At 68.4% G+C, this 16,023-nt stretch carries 14 protein-coding genes and 2 pseudogenes; 11 read left to right on the forward strand and 5 right to left on the reverse strand.

Features of this window, described 5'->3' with window-relative positions; all coding sequences use genetic code 11:
• The 7 genes and pseudogenes from ACFQLX_RS20740 to ACFQLX_RS20770 all read left to right on the forward strand — a co-directional run.
• Window positions 1-494 (forward strand): peptidoglycan-binding domain-containing protein (locus ACFQLX_RS20740; RefSeq protein WP_386417327.1); only part of this gene is annotated, 494 nt, incomplete at its 5' end.
• A gap of 182 nt (window positions 495-676) precedes the next feature.
• Window positions 677-1,342: an HNH endonuclease family protein gene (locus ACFQLX_RS20745; protein ID WP_386417329.1), complete on the forward strand. Its 666-nt coding sequence runs from the start codon at window positions 677-679 to the stop codon at window positions 1,340-1,342.
• Window positions 1,343-1,507: 165 nt separating this feature from the next.
• Window positions 1,508-2,182, forward strand: a pseudogene (locus ACFQLX_RS20750) (DUF7800 domain-containing protein); the annotation flags it as partial.
• 24 nt (window positions 2,183-2,206) lie between these two features.
• On the forward strand, window positions 2,207-3,751 hold the full coding sequence (locus tag ACFQLX_RS20755) for a recombinase family protein (RefSeq protein ID WP_386417331.1): 1,545 nt from the start codon (window positions 2,207-2,209) through the stop codon (window positions 3,749-3,751).
• Complete coding sequence (locus ACFQLX_RS20760; RefSeq protein WP_386417333.1) at window positions 3,748-4,107, forward strand: hypothetical protein; 360 nt, start codon at window positions 3,748-3,750, stop codon at window positions 4,105-4,107. Before ACFQLX_RS20755 ends, ACFQLX_RS20760 begins: the two co-directional genes overlap by 4 nt.
• Before the next feature lie 530 nt (window positions 4,108-4,637).
• A complete protein-coding gene (locus ACFQLX_RS20765) occupies window positions 4,638-5,069 on the forward strand; it encodes a hypothetical protein (RefSeq protein ID WP_386417335.1) in 432 nt (143 codons plus the stop codon).
• An 80-nt stretch (window positions 5,070-5,149) separates the two neighbouring features.
• Entirely contained in the window at window positions 5,150-6,493 is a 1,344-nt protein-coding gene (locus tag ACFQLX_RS20770; protein ID WP_386417337.1) for a DNA primase family protein, read from the forward strand.
• 898 nt (window positions 6,494-7,391) lie between these two features.
• Here the strand turns inward: ACFQLX_RS20770 and ACFQLX_RS20775 are convergent.
• Window positions 7,392-8,200 (reverse strand): IS5 family transposase gene (locus ACFQLX_RS20775; protein WP_386417338.1). Its coding sequence is split into 2 segments (ribosomal slippage): window positions 7,392-7,880 and window positions 7,883-8,200, totalling 807 coding nucleotides; the frame shifts between segments, so codons are not numbered across the junction.
• 181 nt (window positions 8,201-8,381) lie between these two features.
• Between ACFQLX_RS20775 and ACFQLX_RS20780 the strand changes: the two genes are divergently transcribed.
• Window positions 8,382-9,365, forward strand: coding sequence for a phage major capsid protein (locus ACFQLX_RS20780; protein ID WP_386417340.1), 984 nt, complete (start codon window positions 8,382-8,384; stop codon window positions 9,363-9,365).
• A 1,319-nt stretch (window positions 9,366-10,684) separates the two neighbouring features.
• Here the strand turns inward: ACFQLX_RS20780 and ACFQLX_RS20785 are convergent.
• Window positions 10,685-10,900, reverse strand: a complete 216-nt coding sequence (locus tag ACFQLX_RS20785) for a hypothetical protein (RefSeq protein WP_386417341.1) — start codon at window positions 10,898-10,900, stop codon at window positions 10,685-10,687.
• Between the two features lie 156 nt (window positions 10,901-11,056).
• On the opposite strand from ACFQLX_RS20785, the gene ACFQLX_RS20790 reads away from it, so the two are divergent.
• Both ACFQLX_RS20790 and ACFQLX_RS20795 read left to right on the forward strand, forming a co-directional pair.
• On the forward strand, window positions 11,057-11,347 hold the full coding sequence (locus ACFQLX_RS20790) for a GntR family transcriptional regulator (RefSeq protein WP_386417343.1): 291 nt from the start codon (window positions 11,057-11,059) through the stop codon (window positions 11,345-11,347).
• 24 nt (window positions 11,348-11,371) lie between these two features.
• Window positions 11,372-12,382 (forward strand): annotated as a pseudogene (locus ACFQLX_RS20795) (metallophosphoesterase family protein); the annotation flags it as partial.
• A gap of 21 nt (window positions 12,383-12,403) precedes the next feature.
• Here ACFQLX_RS20795 and ACFQLX_RS20800 read toward each other — a convergent pair.
• On the reverse strand, window positions 12,404-12,973 hold the full coding sequence (locus tag ACFQLX_RS20800; protein ID WP_386417344.1) for a superoxide dismutase family protein: 570 nt from the start codon (window positions 12,971-12,973) through the stop codon (window positions 12,404-12,406).
• 277 nt (window positions 12,974-13,250) lie between these two features.
• On the opposite strand from ACFQLX_RS20800, the gene ACFQLX_RS20805 reads away from it, so the two are divergent.
• The gene (locus ACFQLX_RS20805) at window positions 13,251-13,859 is read left to right on the forward strand and encodes a DedA family protein (RefSeq protein ID WP_386417414.1); all 609 of its coding nucleotides are present in this window, start codon (window positions 13,251-13,253) and stop codon (window positions 13,857-13,859) included.
• Window positions 13,860-13,872: 13 nt separating this feature from the next.
• On the opposite strand, the gene ACFQLX_RS20810 is transcribed toward ACFQLX_RS20805, so the two are convergent.
• A complete protein-coding gene (locus tag ACFQLX_RS20810; protein ID WP_386417346.1) occupies window positions 13,873-14,748 on the reverse strand; it encodes a DUF4429 domain-containing protein in 876 nt (291 codons plus the stop codon).
• A gap of 57 nt (window positions 14,749-14,805) precedes the next feature.
• The gene (locus ACFQLX_RS20815) at window positions 14,806-15,972 is read right to left on the reverse strand and encodes an alpha/beta hydrolase (RefSeq protein WP_386417348.1); all 1,167 of its coding nucleotides are present in this window, start codon (window positions 15,970-15,972) and stop codon (window positions 14,806-14,808) included.
• Window positions 15,973-16,023 lie beyond the last annotated feature (51 nt).

Raw genomic sequence — 16,023 nt, forward strand, 5'->3', positions numbered from 1 at the left:
CCGCCCGCGCCGCGGCGGCCGCGCTGCTGGTCGCGGGGGTGGCCGTCGCGGTGGTCGCCGCCCCGGACGAGGCGGCGACGCAGGGCGCTCCCCCGCAGCCCAGGAGCGTCGCCTCGGTGGACGCCTCACCGCCAAAGGTCCCGGCGCAGTCGGAGTCCGCGTCCGCCTCGCCCACACCGTCGAAGTCCGCCTCCGCCTCACCCTCGCCCTCGCCCACACCGTCGAAGTCGAAGTCCGCCTCGCCCACGCCGTCGGCCGCCAAGAGCACGCAGGCCGCCGCGCCGACCCTGCAGCGGGGGGCGACGGGCTCGGAGGTCGTCGAGCTGCAGAGCCGGCTGAAGCAGGTGGGCGCGTACTCGGGCCCGATCGACGGCGACTACGACATCCAGGTCGTCAAGGCGGTGTCCAACTACCAGAAGAGCACCGGGATCTCCGGAGACCCGAGCGGGGTGTACGGAGACGCCACACGCGCCTCCCTGGAGGAGCGCACGTAGGCGGCGCCCGCGCTCCGAATCCGAACACGCCCCGGCAACACAGGAGTCGAGGGGCCGAACCGCGTCTTGCGCATGTCATGCCCATGCCTTCACCCTGTTACCCGGCGCCCGTACGGCCGCAACCTCCGGGTCGCAGCCTGGGCGTGGTTCGGCAATCCCCCACTACCCTCCGGGAGTTCCCCATGGCCCCCTCGCTTCTGCGCATATCCGTGCGCCGCCGGCTCTACGCGCGTCGACTCGCGCCGGCCGCGGCGCTCGCCCCTCTCCTCCTGCTGCTCGCCCCCGCCCCGGCCCAGGCCGCTCCCCCCACCCCGCCCAGCGCCGCGACCGCGCGCTCGTACCTCGCCGCACTGACGGTCAGGTCCGAGGGCTCCCTGACCGGTTACAGCCGCGACCTCTTCCCGCACTGGATCACCCAGTACGGCACCTGCAACACCCGCGAGGTCGTCCTCAAGCGCGACGGCAGCGGCGTGGTCACCGACTCCAACTGCGCCGCCGCCAGCGGCAGCTGGTACTCCCCCTACGACGGCGCCACCTGGTACCTCGCCTCCGACATCGACATCGACCACGTCGTGCCGCTCGCCGAGGCGTGGCGCTCGGGCGCCTCGTCCTGGACCACCTCCAAGCGCCAGTCGTTCGCCAACGACCTGGGCACCGCGCAGCTGATCGCCGTCACGGACAACGTCAACCAGTCCAAGGGCGACTCCGACCCCGACCAGTGGATGCCGCCGCGCAGTTCGTACCACTGCACCTACGCCCGGATGTGGGTCTGGGTGAAGTACCACTGGGGCCTGAGCCTGGAGTCCTCGGAGAAGTCCGCCCTGTCCGCCGTGCTCAACGGCTGCTGACCGGCCGCCGGCCCACCGACCGCAGGAACGTATCTGCGCGGTGACCGCCGCCCGGGGGTGCGGGGCCCGCGTCCCGCACCCCCTTTTTCCCCTTACGCGGCCCGAACCTGGCCTCCTCGTACGGTAGTTCTCTACGCTCGGCGCAACGACTACGGGGAGGGCCGGATGGCCGCACTTCGCCTGGGACCGCTGCTGCGTTACGTCGATGCCTCCGGCACAGGCGCGTCGGGCGGGAGCGCCACCGTCTGGGTCGAGGCCGACCGGCCCTGCGAGGCCGCCGTGCGCACCCCCGACGGCGCCGGCGGCAGCGCGCGGACCTGGCAGGTCGGCGGGCACCACTACGCGCTGGTCCCGGTCACCGGCCTCACCCCGGGCGCCCGGGTGCCGTACGAGGTGCGGCTCGACGGCGAGCGCGTGTGGCCCCTGCCCGACAGCCCCTTCCCGCCCTCCGAGATCCGCACCCCCGCCCCCGGCGCCCCGGTGCGGGCGGCCTTCGGCTCCTGCCGCTGGGCCGCGAAGCCCGCCGGCGACGAGGACCCCGCGGGCCCCGACGCGCTCGACACCCTCGCCCGGCAGCTGGCCGCCGACCCCGCCGCCGAGCGTCCGGACGTCCTGCTCCTCCTGGGCGACCAGGTCTACGCCGACGAGACCTCCGCCGCCATGCGCACCCGCCTCGCCGCCCGCCGCGAGCTGGCCGACCCCGCCGGGCCGGGGGCGCAGATCGCCGACTACGACGAGTACACCCTGCTCTACGAGGAGTCCTGGCTCGACCCCGAGGTGCGCTGGCTGCTCTCCACCGTGCCCAGCTGCATGGTCTTCGACGATCCGAAGCTGTACGACTAGGTGTTCTGACAGACTGACCCCATGACAGCACCCCGCGCCCTGAGCGCGATCCGCCTAAGCGTTCTCACCGACGAGACAACGTCCCCCGACCGGCAACGAGAGGCCAACGCGTTCACCGCTGCAAGTCTTGGCGCAACCATTATCGGCGAAGCTGTTGACCTAGGCGTATCCGCCTCTAAGACAACTCCCTTCCAGCGGCCGAAGCTTGGGCCCTGGTTCGCCCGACCCGACGATTTCGACATCATCATTTGGTGGCGACTCGACCGCGCCGTTCGCTCCATGGCTGACATGTCGGAGCTGATCACGTGGGCACGGGCGCATGGGAAGCGGCTCGTATTCGCCGAAGGACCGGGCGGCGCGCGCCTCGAACTTGATATGTCCAGCCTGGTCGGCGAGCTGATCGCAACCCTGATGGCGTTCGCTGCCCAGATGGAAGCCGAGTCAATCCGCGAGCGAGTAACCAGTGCACAGGCCGCCATGCGTCTCATGCCTTTGAGATGGCGAGGATCGCGCCCCCCGTACGGCTACCGTCCTATTCCGCTGGAAACCGGCGGGTGGACACTTGAGCCCGACGCGGATGCGATGCGCGTCATTGAACGTGCTATCGCAGCGCTGGTGAACGGCTCCTCCGCTAATAGCGTCGCCTACGCGCTGAACGAGGAAGGCGTACCGTCCCCCGCCGACCATTGGTCCCTCTCGCGAGGCCGCAAGGTGGAAGCACCGACACGCTGGTCTGCCGCCACCCTTACCGCCATGCTGCGAAGTGAATCGCTCATTGGCTGGAAACTAAGCAGTGGTAAGCCAGTACGCGACGTCGAGGGGCGACCCGTGATGATGACGCGTGAACCAATCCTCACCCGCGCTGAACTCGATTCCGTACGGGCGATCCTCGACAGTCGCAGCGTGAACAACGCCATCCGGCGCGACACTGACGCTCTGCTGTTCAAGCTTGTCTATTGCTCCGGGTGCGACGATTACATGTACTTGAACCGCCAACAGGGACGACCGGGGCAGCGACCTACCTACCGTTGCCGGGCGTCGTCCAGGGGCAAGCGCTGCAAATCTCCGATGAATATCCGCGCCGACTGGGTGGACGAGTACGCGGAGCAAGAGTTCCTGCGCTTGCTGGGTGGCCTGCGGATGTCGCGGACAATCAACCACCCCGGCTACGACCCCGGCCCCGAGATCGCCGAAACGCTTGCCGAGTTTGAGGCGCATCAAGCGCAGCAGGGGCAACAAAAGAGCAACGCCGCACGCAACGCTTGGGAAAGACGCGCCGCTGCACTTGATTCCCGTCTAGCAGAACTGGAGACGCTGCCGGTGGTCCCTCCTCGTGTAGAGCGCGTGGAAACCGGCGAAAGTATCGCGGACGCCTGGACGTCGACGGACAGCACGGCGGGAAGACGTGGAATGCTGACCGATGCTGGCGTGAGGATCACTGTGCATCCGGGGTCGGCGGGGGGATGGCGCACACTCAATCCCGCGCGGGTGACTATGGAGCTGACGGATAACGCATACGCCGACGCTGCGGATTACGAGGAAGCTGCAAAGGCGGACGCACAATGACGCGCAGACTCACCCCCGCCGAGGAAGCCGCCGCATTGCGCGCGTTCGTCGCCCGTGAAACCCCAGCACGGCTAGCGGCGCGTGAGCGCGAGGAGCGGTCCGCCGGGCGTCCCGCCGACAAGGCCGTGAGCGTCCGTGTGAGCGCCGAACAGAAGCGGGCCGAGCGGGAGGAACGCCGAGAGCAGGAACGCGCCTACCGCGAGGAGCGCCGGGCGGAGCGGGAGCGCCTGCGGATAGCGCGAGCTGCGGCGCGGATTGCCGAGGCTGAGCGGCTGAGCCAGATACGCGCGGAGCGCGAGGAACGCATGAGAGCCGCTGTGACGCGGGAAAGGGAGCGGGGCGCCGAGACGCCCTAGTAAGGCGGCAGAGAGCCGTACAGCGCCCCCGGTGAGGGAAATCCGCCGGGGGCGTTGCCATGTCTGCCCTACGGGCCGTCAGACGGGCGCTCTGCGCTTCGCGTCGGTCCACCGAGGGGGGCACTACCTCGTGGACGTCGAGGGCGGGTACCGCGCACCGAGGACCGAGTGCGCCCCACTCCTCTACATGTAACCGTTTAACTACTCTCAGTAATGCTCTGGCCGTAACGTTACGAGCTGCGTAACGCACACACCCTCTGTATTTCGAGGGGATGCCGTAACGGGCACCCCGCGCAGAGGGTGCGGCGCTTAACGAACACCCCGCGTGACACACACAGGCACCTTCCGGCCGAGGGTGCCTTTTCGCGGCCCTGATTCAGATCGATCCAACTCGGAGGAAACATGACCGGCAAATGCCCATGCGGCAAACCGCTACGGCCCTACTGCGGCACCGGCACCCGCCCCAAGTGGTGCGGACGCTCCTGCAACTCACGCGCCTACTACCAGCGCAAGACATACGGGGGTGCCCGATGAACCTTGACACCTACACGCCGAAAACACAGGCATTCCTAGTCGACGTCCATTACAGCAACGGAAAGCTTGCCGGGCAAAGCCGCGTAGTCTCCTGCCCATTCTGCGGAAACGAGCACACGCACGGCACATCTCTTGGCCACCGCACGCCGCATTGCCTCCCCCACACCGTGCAGCGCGGACGGCTCAAGATCAGCGATGCGCATAAGAACCCGGGCTACGAACTGTGCGAGCCAAGCGACGACGTGGATTGGGGCCTAGAGCGCGTGTACGCCCAACTATGGGTAACCCGGGCACGCTATCGGCGCTTGTCCGCTGAACACGACCGCATGGACCCATGGACGGCGCGCGAGAAGCATGCAAAGAAGAAACTCAGAGAAGAGATCGACGGGATAGCGAGCGTGCTTGGCGCTGCGGGGGTTGGACTGTAATGGACCTATCGAATATCAACACTGAGGCCCTACTCGCAGCGCTACATCAGGCAGCTAGCGGCGGCGAAGATGTCGGCACCATGGCTGATGACGACCTAGCTATTCACGCGCTGGAAAGCCGATTTAACGGCGCCCTGGCATTCAACCGGGCACGCGGATGGCACTTCTTCCCCGAAGGTGCCCACCATTGGCAGTCGGACGCCGAGGGCGACGACATAACCGCCACAACCCAAACCATGCTGCGCGACCTACGCCGGGTTGAGAGAGACCAGAAGCGTAGCCAGTACCTAGGAAGTAAGCAGCGCCGCGACAACGTTGTGGACATGCTCAAAGGCTTGTCTGATGTGCGCTACAGCGGCGAGTGGGACGCCGACCCGTGGCTACTCGCCGCGCCTAATGGTGTCATCGACCTACGCACCGGCAAGCTAAGCGGCGGCACGCCGGAGCAGCGGATAACAAAGGCCGTGAGCGTTCCTTACGACCCGGACGCCCGCGCTCCTCGCTGGGAACAGTTCCTTACTGAGGTTTTCGCCCACGATCCAGAATTGCCCGCCTACGTACAGCGGCTACTAGGTTACGGCGTTACGGGCAGTACGCGAGAACAGTGTTTCGCGGTGCTCTATGGATCAGGGTCGAACGGAAAATCCACGCTGCTAACTACGCTGCGGGAACTCCTCGGCGCACATGCAACGACCGTTCCATTCGACATGTTCACTACCAGCGGGAAGACGCGCGGCGGCCCCGATGCCGAGATGTTGGTGGGTACACGCCTAGCGCTGGCCAGCGAGACGAACCGATCGGCCGTGCTGGATTCCGCCGCTATTAAGAATGCGACCGGCGGGGAGGAAATCACGGTCAATCCCAAGTACCGCAAGCCGTACGCGTTCAAGCCGCAAGCGCTGATCCTGCTAGCGAGCAACTACAAACCGGTCGTTAAGGAGCAGGACAACGGCACGTGGCGGCGGGTGAAGCTCATCCCCTTCTTGCAGAGTTTCCAAGGCGACCGCAAGGACCCGCACCTAGAGGAAACGCTACGCGCTGAAATGCCGGGAATCCTCGCGTGGCTGGTCCGTGGTGCCGTCGATTGGTACGCCGACGGGCTACACGATCCGGCCAGCGTGAAAGCCGCCGTGGAGGCGTACAAGGACGAGAGCGACACGCTTGCAGGGTTCTTCCCCGGCGTACTCGCCGAGGACCCCCAGGGGCGCATTACGGGCTCCGAACTTTGGAACGCGTACACAGCGTGGGCCGAGGAAGAGGGCATGGACGCATTCCGTACAAAGCGGGCACTAACCAGCGCATTGCGGGAACGGTGCCGGACTATGCAGACATTCAACAGTGGAGGAAAGCGCGGGTTTACGGGCGTCCGGCTTTCTGAGCAAACGGATTGGGCCAACACACCGGCCCTGTTCTGCGCGCCGTAGGACAGCGGGAAGGGGGTGTGTTGCATGTGCACGCCTTGTGTTGCGCAAGCGCACCCCCTCTGACCTGCGGAAAGCAACACAACAACACACTGTGCATACAAACTACAAACATCCAACATTGCCAATACCTAGTCATCTCAAAAGTTCCCGACGCAACAGTTCTATGTGTTGCTGTGCACCTGCCGCCCCTATTCGCTGATAGGCCGAGGCCGGCCGGGGCCTATAACTAATCCAGGGGCCGTAATTTCGGTCCCTTTTCCATGCCCAATGGAGGTCGCACACATGGTTTACCAATTGAACCTTGAAGGAAACGACAAGCTATATGACGCGCAACTGCGCGAACTTACCGGCCACCTATTCGCCGCCCCCACGATGCCGCGCGAGGAGCTGGGCGCGGACGATATCAACGCGCGTTCTGTACAGCGTCTGGCCTATCTGCTGGCGCAGGGAGTGCGCTATTCGGGGGCGTCCGTGCTTGGCGCTGGGGGTAGCGGCGCGATATCGGGCCCTTGGGATGGCGCGCCGCTACCCACGAGCGTTTCGCTGAACGAGGACCTACGCGGGCACACGGAATTCGGCCCAGGCCCTACTAAGACGCGCTATTCGCAGTGTAAGCAGTGCGGCGAAGGGTTCTCGACCACGCGCCCTATGTCTCAGGTGACGCGGTGGCCGGAGTTTTGCGAGAACGCGTGCCGACGTGCCCGCGACGCTGAAAAGGCGAAGGAACGGCGCCGTCGGAGAAAGTAACAGGTGAGGGGGTAATGGGGCCCCTTATCACCGGCGCAGTGCGCAACACACGCCGATCCGTGAGAGACACCTACCTTTCTTTCACCCTTTCTGGGGGTGGGTGTTCCTCCGCTGTAAAGGGCCTGACCGACCCTTAGAGCTCGTAACACGATCATGAATCGGGCTGGTTGAGGCGTCGCCAGCAGATGAGACCGCAGGCCAGGGATACGAGCGCGTCGTGGAGTTCGGTGCGGCGTTCCCAGCGGACGGCGAGTCGTTTGAACTGGTGGAGCAGGGCGAAGGTCTGCTCGACGACGTAGCGGAGTTTGCCCATGCCCTTGATGTTCGGGGCTCCTTTGCGGGAGATGACGGGCAGGATCCGGCGTTTGCGCAGCTCTTCCCGGTTGGGGTTGGAGTCGTATCCCTTGTCGCCGAGCAGGGCGTCCGGGCGTTTGCGGGGACGGCCGGGGCGGCCCGCCACTGACGGGATGCCATCGACCAGGGCGAGGGTCTGGGTGACGTCGTTGACGTTCGCCGCGGTCGTGATGACTTTGAGCGGGGTGCCGCGTCCGTCGCAGATCAGGTGGTGTTTGCTGCCCGTCTTCCGCCGGTCGACCGGCGACGGACCGGTGTCGGCACCCCCTTTTTCGCGCGGACGTGGGAGCCGTCCACGCATGCCCTGGACCAGTCGAGCCGGCCGACCGCATTCAGCTCGGCGAGCAGGATCCGGTGCAGCTGGTCGAAAACCCCGGCCTGCTGCCACCGCTCAAGGCGCCGCCAGCAGGTCTGTCCCGAGCCGAACCCAAGCTCAGGGGGCAGGAGTTGCCACGCGATGTCGTTGTAGAGGACGTACAGGATGCCCTGCAGGCACAACCGGTCAGCTACCGGCCGCGGCCCTGGCGACCTCGTCGGCCAGGGCGGCAGCAGCGGCTCGATCAGCGCCCACAAGTCGTCGTCCACGATCCACGGCCGAGTACTCACACCACCACGAACGGCCGAATCATCACACCAGTTACGCCCGACCAGGGCATCTCAACAAGATCCTGTTACGAGCTCTTATCAAGTCTAGGGCTAGTACCAACGTTAGTTCTCTCAGGATTGGTCTCCTGATCGAGACCGTTGGTACTAGCCCTTTCTTCATGTCTCGAAAGGACACCAACACATGATGTACAACCACCGCGAAACTTCCGAGATACGTTCGTGGCTCACCGGCGACGGCACGCGCGCGCTAGAGCTTAAGCCTTCGCCTGAGGAAGCGCGCACGCTGTCGAAGATTTCCGCCGGTGCTGGCGGCGCGACGGTTCCCACGTCTTTCTATTCGCGCCTTATTCAGCACCTGACCGCCAAGTCGGGTGTGCTGGACGCTGGTCCGACCGTACTGCACACCTCGTCCGGCGAGCAGATGACCATTCCCAAGACCACGGCGCACAGCGCCAACGCGGGCATTGTCGCGGAAGCTGGAATTCTCCCGGCCAACGATCCGGCCTTTGGTATGGCGACGCTTGACGCGTGGAAGTATGGCTATCTAATTCAGCTCAGCCACGAACTTGTCAATGATTCGGCCGTTGACATTCTGGGTTACCTGGCCCAGTCGGCCGGTCGTGCGCTGGGGGATGGTCTAGGAATTCACCTCGTGAGCGGCACGGGTAGCGGCCAGCCTATGGGCGTTCTAACGGCGTCGACTACCGGTAAGACTGGTGCGACTGGCGCCCAGGGCATGCCGAGTGGTGATGATCTGATCGACCTTTACCACTCCGTCTCTAACCCATACCGCGACCACGCTGTATGGCTGATGTCCGACACCACCTATGCCAAGCTGCGGAAGCTCCGCGATGGGTCGGGCGGCGCGGGGAATGGCAACTATCTGTGGAGTCCGGGGCTTACCGCTGCTGACCCGGGCCTACTCCTTGGCAAGCGTGTTGTTATCGATCCGAACATGCCGTCCGTCGGCGTGGGCGCTAAGTCCATTCTGTTCGGTGATTTCCGCTCGTACTTCGTTCGCTTTGCCGAGGGCGTCCGTTTCGAGCGCAGCGACGATTACGCGTTCAATCAGGACCTTATTACATTCCGGTGCCTGCTCCGCGCTGATGGGGAGCAGGTCGACGCGAGCGGTGCCATTAAGCATTTCCAGGGTGGCGCGAGCTGAGCGGGCCCGCGAGGGGGGCAATCTGTAACGTTGCAGACTGCCCCCTTCTGGGGGTGGAGCGTGGCTAATCACCGTGCGGGCCGACCATGGCGCCGCGTACGTGCTCGGATGTTCGCCATCTTCGGTACTCGCTGCCACATATGCGGCCACGAGGGTGCGGGCGAGGCCGACCACCTGGTGCCCCTTTCCGTCGACCCCGACCAGCCGCTAGACCCATATGCCATGAGACCCGCACATGGCGCCTTGTCGCGCTGTGATGCCGCTTATTCAGCTGCTTATGCGGAGCGCGCAGCGCAGGAGCGGGATTCTGTAGGCGCCGGTACGGCCTTCCTGGCGATGCCCGCTGGTATTACTCCGGGTCCGGACGTTTCCGCGCACGCCATGGCTGCACGCGTCCGCGCCGGGAAGTCGTACGAGCGAACGGTCCCCCAGCCCGGTAACTATGAGCCTTACGTCTTCATTGATGTGTCCGAGGCGCCGCGCGGTCCCATTGGCGCGCTAGCGAATAAGGCGAGCGACTTCCTGCGGAACGAGGTTCTGTAATGCGCGGTATGGAGCAGGCAAGCGCTGCGGCAGAGCGTCGCGTCTTCCCCGCCGACTGGGGCATGCCTCCCGAAGGTGCGGAGCAGCGGTCGGCTTGGGTTGCGCGGAACGTGCGGCAGCGTGCTGGGCGTCGGTCCTATGTCCATCCGGCCGAAATGCCGGGACCTTCCACGATGGATGTCCGGCGTACTGAGATGGCGCTAAGGGCGCGCTAACCACCTATACGGGGAGGGGGTTCATGAAAGGCGCAAATTGGCTGCGGTGGGGTGCGTTGCTGGCCGCGCTGACCGGTAGTGAGCTGGTCGCTCACAAATTGTCTCGCACGAAATCGTCGTCGTAGTCCTCATCCCCATTCATCATGAGGATTGCACGACCCTTCGCCATCAGTCCCTCGGAGAGCGAAATACCGCAAGGCGCACAGTGACCTTCGCACTGTTCGTCGTAATCTAGATCTCCGTTGTAGTGAGAGTTGTACTCGCTTCGCGCGTCTTCGATGTCGAATTCTTCACTACACACACAACATATTTCCATGTCGATATGCTACCGACCCTCTGGCTCTCGCGGTGAGGTTTCATCGTGATTGCCAGACAAGCCGCCGACGCTGCGCGCACTCCAGGCACATCTACGCATCGGGCAGGCGCGGGCGGTGCGCATCCGGTCTGCGCTTGCGCACTCGCCATAGCGCACTGCGCATCCGCTGCGCACAACGCAGGAACCCCCGTAACTCACCCTGTCGCCAAGGGAGTTACGGGGGTTCCGTGCGTGCAGCGCCGCGCCTACATGTCGAGCCGGGCAGCGACGACGTCCAGGACGTTGTGAAGGGTCCCAGCGAGTCGCCGTGCGCACTCGGCAGCTTCGCCGGTTGTCAGCCCGTCGGCGTCGAGCAGGAGTTCGGCCATGCGCAGCGCGTTTCGGGCGTTCGCCAGGGTGGCCACGTCAAGCGCCAGCGAGAGGCCGTCCAGTACGCCGCCGACCTCTGTACAGATCATCATGGTGCCGTCGCCTGTGTCGTATCGGCGCCGCGTATTCTCTGCCATATCGGGGTTACCTCCCGGTCAGCCCCCGGACGTTCGCCGCGTCGCGGGGGCACTGTCATTTCCGGACCAGTGTAGGTAGTGGTGGGTAGCGGTAGGTAGTAGTGGGCGGTAATGCGTAGCGGCTCCTACGCCCGTAGCGTCGACAGCGTGGACAAGATCAGCCCAAATAGCCCCGAGTACGTGTATGAACAACTCGCGGGAATCCTTCGGAACAAGATCGCTAGTGGGGAATACCCACCGGGTTCGCGCCTGCCGGGTGAGCTGACGATGACTCACGCCTACGGGGTGGGGCCGGGGACCGTACGGCGCGCGTTGGACATCCTCCGCAGCGAAGGGCTAGTGATCACGCGACCCGCGCGAGGAACATTCGTGTCCACATCGGGGCAGAATGGGACAATGTAAAACACCTACTGCCCCAACCCTGGCGACCACGACCTGATCGACGACTGGAACACCAGCGAGGCGTGGCAGCGCGGCATCCGCTCCCGGCCCTGGTGGCACGAGCGGGTGGTGGGCGGACTGATGTCGTACTGGGTCTACCAGCACCTCGGCAACCTCCCCCCCGCGGCCCTCGCCGCCGACCCCCTCTACAAGGCGGTCCAGAGCGCCGGCGACGCGACCGCGCTGGTGCGGGAGTTCGCCGAGCGCGCCGACGCCGATCCGGCCGCCGTGCGCTGGAGCTACCGCCGCGACTTCGGGCGGGTGCGGCTGCTGATGGTCGACACCCGGGGCTCGCGCGTGCTCGCCGAGCAGCGGCGCGCGATGCTCGACGACGAGGAGCTGGGCTGGCTGCGCGCCCAGGCGCTGGACGACCCCGGCTCCTACGACCACCTGCTCCTGGGGACCTCGCTGCCCTGGCTGCTGCCGCCCGCCATCCACGACGCCGAGACCTGGGACGCCGCCCTGTGCGAGGGGCGCCGGGGCCCGCGCTGGGCCCGGCTCGGGGAGCGGCTGCGCCAGGCGGGCGACCTGGAGCACTGGGCGGCCTTCCCGCGCTCCTTCGCCGACCTCACCGACCTGATCGCCGAGGTCGCGCGCGGGCCGCGGGCCCCCGCCACGGTGCTGGTGCTCTCCGGCGACGTCCACCACGCGTACGTGGCCGAGCCGCGCTGGCCCGAGCCGGTGCGCAGCCTGGTGCTGCAGCTGACCTGCTCGCCGATGCACAACGTCATCCCCGCCGCGATGCGCGCGGGCTTCCGCTTCGGCTGGAGCCGTCCGGGCCGCGCGCTGGGCCGGCTGCTCTCCCGCCACGGGCGGGTAGCGCGGCCGGGGGTCGACTGGGTGCGTACGGGCGGGCCGTGGTTCGGCAACCAGCTGATGCGGCTCACCTTCGCCGGGCGCGAGCGCGCGCGGCTGCGGCTGGAGCAGGCGCGAGCCGCACCCGGCACGACGCGCGGGGTGCGGCTCGTCACCGTGGAGGACCGGGAACTCCTGTGATTCCGGGCCCGGTTGGGGTGGCTACCGCAGCGGTACGGTGAAGCAGCCCACCCTGCGGGAGGTCTCGCCGTCCGCCGTCCCCTCCTCGTGGATGACGATCGAACGCGCCTCCCCGGCCCGCAGGCGCCAGCCGTGCGCCGCCAACGCGGCGGCGCGTCCCGCCGCGTTGGTGGTGAAGTCCAGCCAGACCTCGTTGGCGGGGTTGGCGTAGGCGGGGTCGACGGAGGGCTGCACGGGGTCGGGGACGCGCTGGTAGTGCGGGCCGGAGTCCTGCGGGAGGGCGCCGCAGGGCCGGGTGTGGACGTGGGCGCCGTAACGGCGGTCGGGCAGCAGGCCGTCGACCGCCAGGCGCACCACCGAGGCGCGGCCCGCGGACATCTGCGCCACCGCGATGTACGCCCCGGCCGGCACCAGCTCCATGTCGTACGTCACCGCGTCCGAGGGGATCAGCGCCATCGGCGGCGCGAACCGCGCGCTGTGGACGAGGACTTGTGGCGGCTGCTGCCCGACGGGCGCCGCGGCGGCGGGAGTCGCGGCCGGGAGCGCGGCGGCGGCGAGCAGGAGGGCGGTGGCGGTGAGCGCCTTGCGCATGGGGGTGCTGCTTCCTCTGGGGGACACGGTCGGCCCCCACGGTCCCGGCCGCCGCGCCCCACCCGCCGGTACACGCGCGTGGCATCCGGGTGACAGGGCGGTCCGCCGCACGTGATCTACGTGATACCTGGCGCCCCAGGAGTTATCGCCCATCACACCGGGCGTACGCTGTAGTCGGCTGATCACGGACCACCGTCCGTGACCCCGACGTTACCGGGGCGGGTCACATGGGGGTAGGACAGTGGAATTCCTGGCGTCGTTCGCCGGCACGGGATGGATGTACGCGATCGTCGCGCTCTCCATCCTGCTGGACGTCTTCCTGCCCGTGCTGCCCAGCGGCGCCCTGGTGATCATGGCCGCGACCGCCGCGGCGGGCACCACCGTGGCCCGGCCGGCCGCCTCCGCCGTCCGCGAGGGCGTCGCCGTGCTCGACGGCAGCGTGCCGCTCGCCGAGCTGCTCGCCCTGGTGGTCTGCGCCGCCACCGCCTCCGTCGTCGGCGACCTCGCCGCCTACCGCCTGGCCTACCGGGGCGGGGCGCGCCTGGACCGCGCCCTCGCCCGCTCGCGCCGGCTCTCCGCCGCGCAGGAGCGCCTGGGCGCGGCCGTCGCCGCCGGGGGCGGGGCACTGGTGGTGCTGGCCCGCTTCGCCCCCGCCGGGCGGTCGGTGGTCAGCCTGGGCGCGGGGGTGGCGCACCGCAAGGCGCGCGACTTCCTGCCCTGGTCGGCGCTGGCGGGGGTGGTCTGGGCGGCGTACGGCGTGGGGCTGGGCTATCTCGGCAGCCGCTGGCTGGGCGCGGGCTGGACGGCCACCGGCGTCTCGGTCCTGGCGCTGTTCCTGGCGGGGCTGGGCGCGGCATACCTCGTACGACGGCCGCGCGCCGCCTGAGCCGCTCCGGCCCTCACAGCTCGGCCAGCAACTCCGCCTTCTTCGCGGCGAACTCCGCGTCCGTCAGGATCCCGTCGCGGTGCAGCGCGCCCAGGTGCCGGATGCGGTCGGCCACCTCCGAGGGATCGCGGCGGGCCGGCGGCGGCGCCGGCAGCCGGGCCGGGCCGGCGGCGCGGATCGCGGCCAGCACGGCCGCCGCGAAGGGCAGCGACTCGTGCACCGAGCCGTAGCCGAGGCCGAAGACCACCGCGGCCGGGTCCTGGTCGGCGGGGCCGCGCGCGGGCGCGCTGCCGGCCGGTACGAGCCGCAGATGGCCCGAGAGCCCCTCGGGCGAGCGCCATTCGACGCCGCCGAGGGCGGCCACCGGGAAGGTCTGGTCGCCGGCCTTCCACTTCGCCGAGGAGGCGCCCGTCCAGAACCAGCGGAAGACCACCGCCCGCCCGTCGAAGGAGGCCTTCGCGTCGTACGCCTTGAAGTGCAGCGGCACGGGCGGGACGGCGACCATCGGCGCGCACGGCGACCCGTCGTCGAGGCCGTCGGGGTCGCCGACGTCGCCGCCCAGCGCGGTGCGCAGTTCGTCGCGGTAGTACTCCGCGAGCGTGGCACGGCTTTCCGGCAGCACCAGGCGGTACGGGTCGCAGCCCTCCCTGAGCTGCCCCGCGGCCACGTCGTGGAGGGGGTCGGCGCCCGGCCGCGGCACGAGCCGCAGCACCACCGTCCCCCGCTTGCCCTCTGCCAGCTCCACCCCGCCCAGCGCGGCGAACGGGATCCGCCGCTCCCCCAGCGCGTGGAGCAGCCTCGGCGTACGAATCCCCCGTTCGTACCGGATGAGCACGGAGTCCGCACCGAACTCCCAGGATGCGTGGAGCCCGGACAACACATCACCCATGCGGCTCATCGTAGGGGCGCGGACACGTTACGTCCCCTCTCCCGCCGGGATTGCACGCTACGCGCGTTGAAGTGCCTCTCCGGCGGCGATCGCCGCAAAGGTGCGCAGGCTTCGGGTTCCGGGCCGGAAGTACTCCGTGTGCCCCCGGGCCGTGCCGGCGGGGAAGACGTGGGCGCCGAACTCCGCCGCGACCGGGTCCGCGCCGTGGCCCAGGCCCGCCACCTCGACGTGCGGGACGCCGGAGATCCAGTCGCCGACCGCGCGGGTCGCCCAGATCCGGGCGGTGCTGTGCAGGGCCGCGGCGTCGTCGGCGCGCATACCGGGGCTGCCGGCGACCGTGATGTCGGTGACCGAGGCGGGCAGCCGGGCGGCGGCGACCCCGCAGACCACCGAGCCGTAGGAGTGGCAGAACAGCGAGGTGCGCGGGCGGCCCGGGAGCGCGGAGGCGAAGCGGGCGAGGCGGGCGGCGCCTGCCTCGGCGGGAACGCCGGTGGCCGCGTCCACGCCCAGGCCGGCGGGCGCGGCGTAGTCGGCCCAGGCGATCACGGCGGTACGGCGGCCGGGGGCGGCCTCGCGCACGGCGTCGTAGAGCGCGTCGGCCATGCCGGCGGGGGCGACGTAGCCGGGTTTGCCGTCGGCGGCGAAGCGGCGGAAGTTGCTCAGCTTGGTGTCGACGCCGGGCACCACGACGGCGACGCGCTCGGCGCGGGCCAGGTCGCCGTGGACCTCCGCGACCTGCCCCGTGCCGGCGGGGTCGAAGGCCAGGATGTGCCGCGCCGGGTTCTGCAGCGAGCGCAGCACCGCGATGCGCTCGTGGCGCTGCTCGCGGCCCTGCGGGGTGAGGGCCAGCTCGCGCAACTGGCGCTCCTCCAGCGCCAGTTCCCGCGCGACGGCGCGGCGGTTGGCGCGGTAGCGCAGGGCGGGGGGCGCGCCGTCGAGGTTGCCGACGACGAGGGGGTGGCGGTCGGCGAGCAGCTGTCCGCGTGCGGTGCCGACCTCGGCGAACCAGCGGCTCAGCGTCTGCGGCGCGGAGTCGGGCGCGGGCAGCCTGTCGTGGTTCCAGTCGGCGAGCGCGCTCTCCCACGCGGTGCGCTCCTGGGGGTCGCAGCGCGCCGCGGTCCATCCCACGGTGGCGAAGACGCCCAGCACCACCGCGAGGACGATGATCGCGCGGTGCACGGTGGCCGCGGGAGCGGCGGAGCGGAAGCGGAGGAAGACGTTCACTGCCGAGCACCCTAGGAGACGCGGGGGCGCCTGCGGCGGCCGGGGGGTGAG

Source organism: Streptomyces polyrhachis (genome assembly GCF_042663125.1).
Lineage (GTDB): Bacteria > Actinomycetota > Actinomycetes > Streptomycetales > Streptomycetaceae > Streptomyces > Streptomyces polyrhachii.

Bases quoted from the DNA above. Each gene is read 5' to 3' on its own strand.
- ACFQLX_RS20770 (WP_386417337.1), top strand. From the start codon at position 5,150: ATGGCTGATGACGACCTAGCTATTCACGCGCTGGAAAGCCGATTTAAC.
- ACFQLX_RS20755 (WP_386417331.1), top strand. From the start codon at position 2,207: ATGACAGCACCCCGCGCCCTGAGCGCGATCCGCCTAAGCGTTCTCACC.
- ACFQLX_RS20790 (WP_386417343.1), top strand. From the start codon at position 11,057: ATGCGTAGCGGCTCCTACGCCCGTAGCGTCGACAGCGTGGACAAGATC.
- ACFQLX_RS20800 (WP_386417344.1), bottom strand. From the start codon at position 12,973: ATGCGCAAGGCGCTCACCGCCACCGCCCTCCTGCTCGCCGCCGCCGCG.
- ACFQLX_RS20785 (WP_386417341.1), bottom strand. From the start codon at position 10,900: ATGATGATCTGTACAGAGGTCGGCGGCGTACTGGACGGCCTCTCGCTG.
- ACFQLX_RS20745 (WP_386417329.1), top strand. From the start codon at position 677: ATGGCCCCCTCGCTTCTGCGCATATCCGTGCGCCGCCGGCTCTACGCG.
- ACFQLX_RS20810 (WP_386417346.1), bottom strand. From the start codon at position 14,748: ATGGGTGATGTGTTGTCCGGGCTCCACGCATCCTGGGAGTTCGGTGCG.
- ACFQLX_RS20805 (WP_386417414.1), top strand. From the start codon at position 13,251: ATGTACGCGATCGTCGCGCTCTCCATCCTGCTGGACGTCTTCCTGCCC.
- ACFQLX_RS20780 (WP_386417340.1), top strand. From the start codon at position 8,382: ATGATGTACAACCACCGCGAAACTTCCGAGATACGTTCGTGGCTCACC.
- ACFQLX_RS20760 (WP_386417333.1), top strand. From the start codon at position 3,748: ATGACGCGCAGACTCACCCCCGCCGAGGAAGCCGCCGCATTGCGCGCG.
- ACFQLX_RS20765 (WP_386417335.1), top strand. From the start codon at position 4,638: ATGAACCTTGACACCTACACGCCGAAAACACAGGCATTCCTAGTCGAC.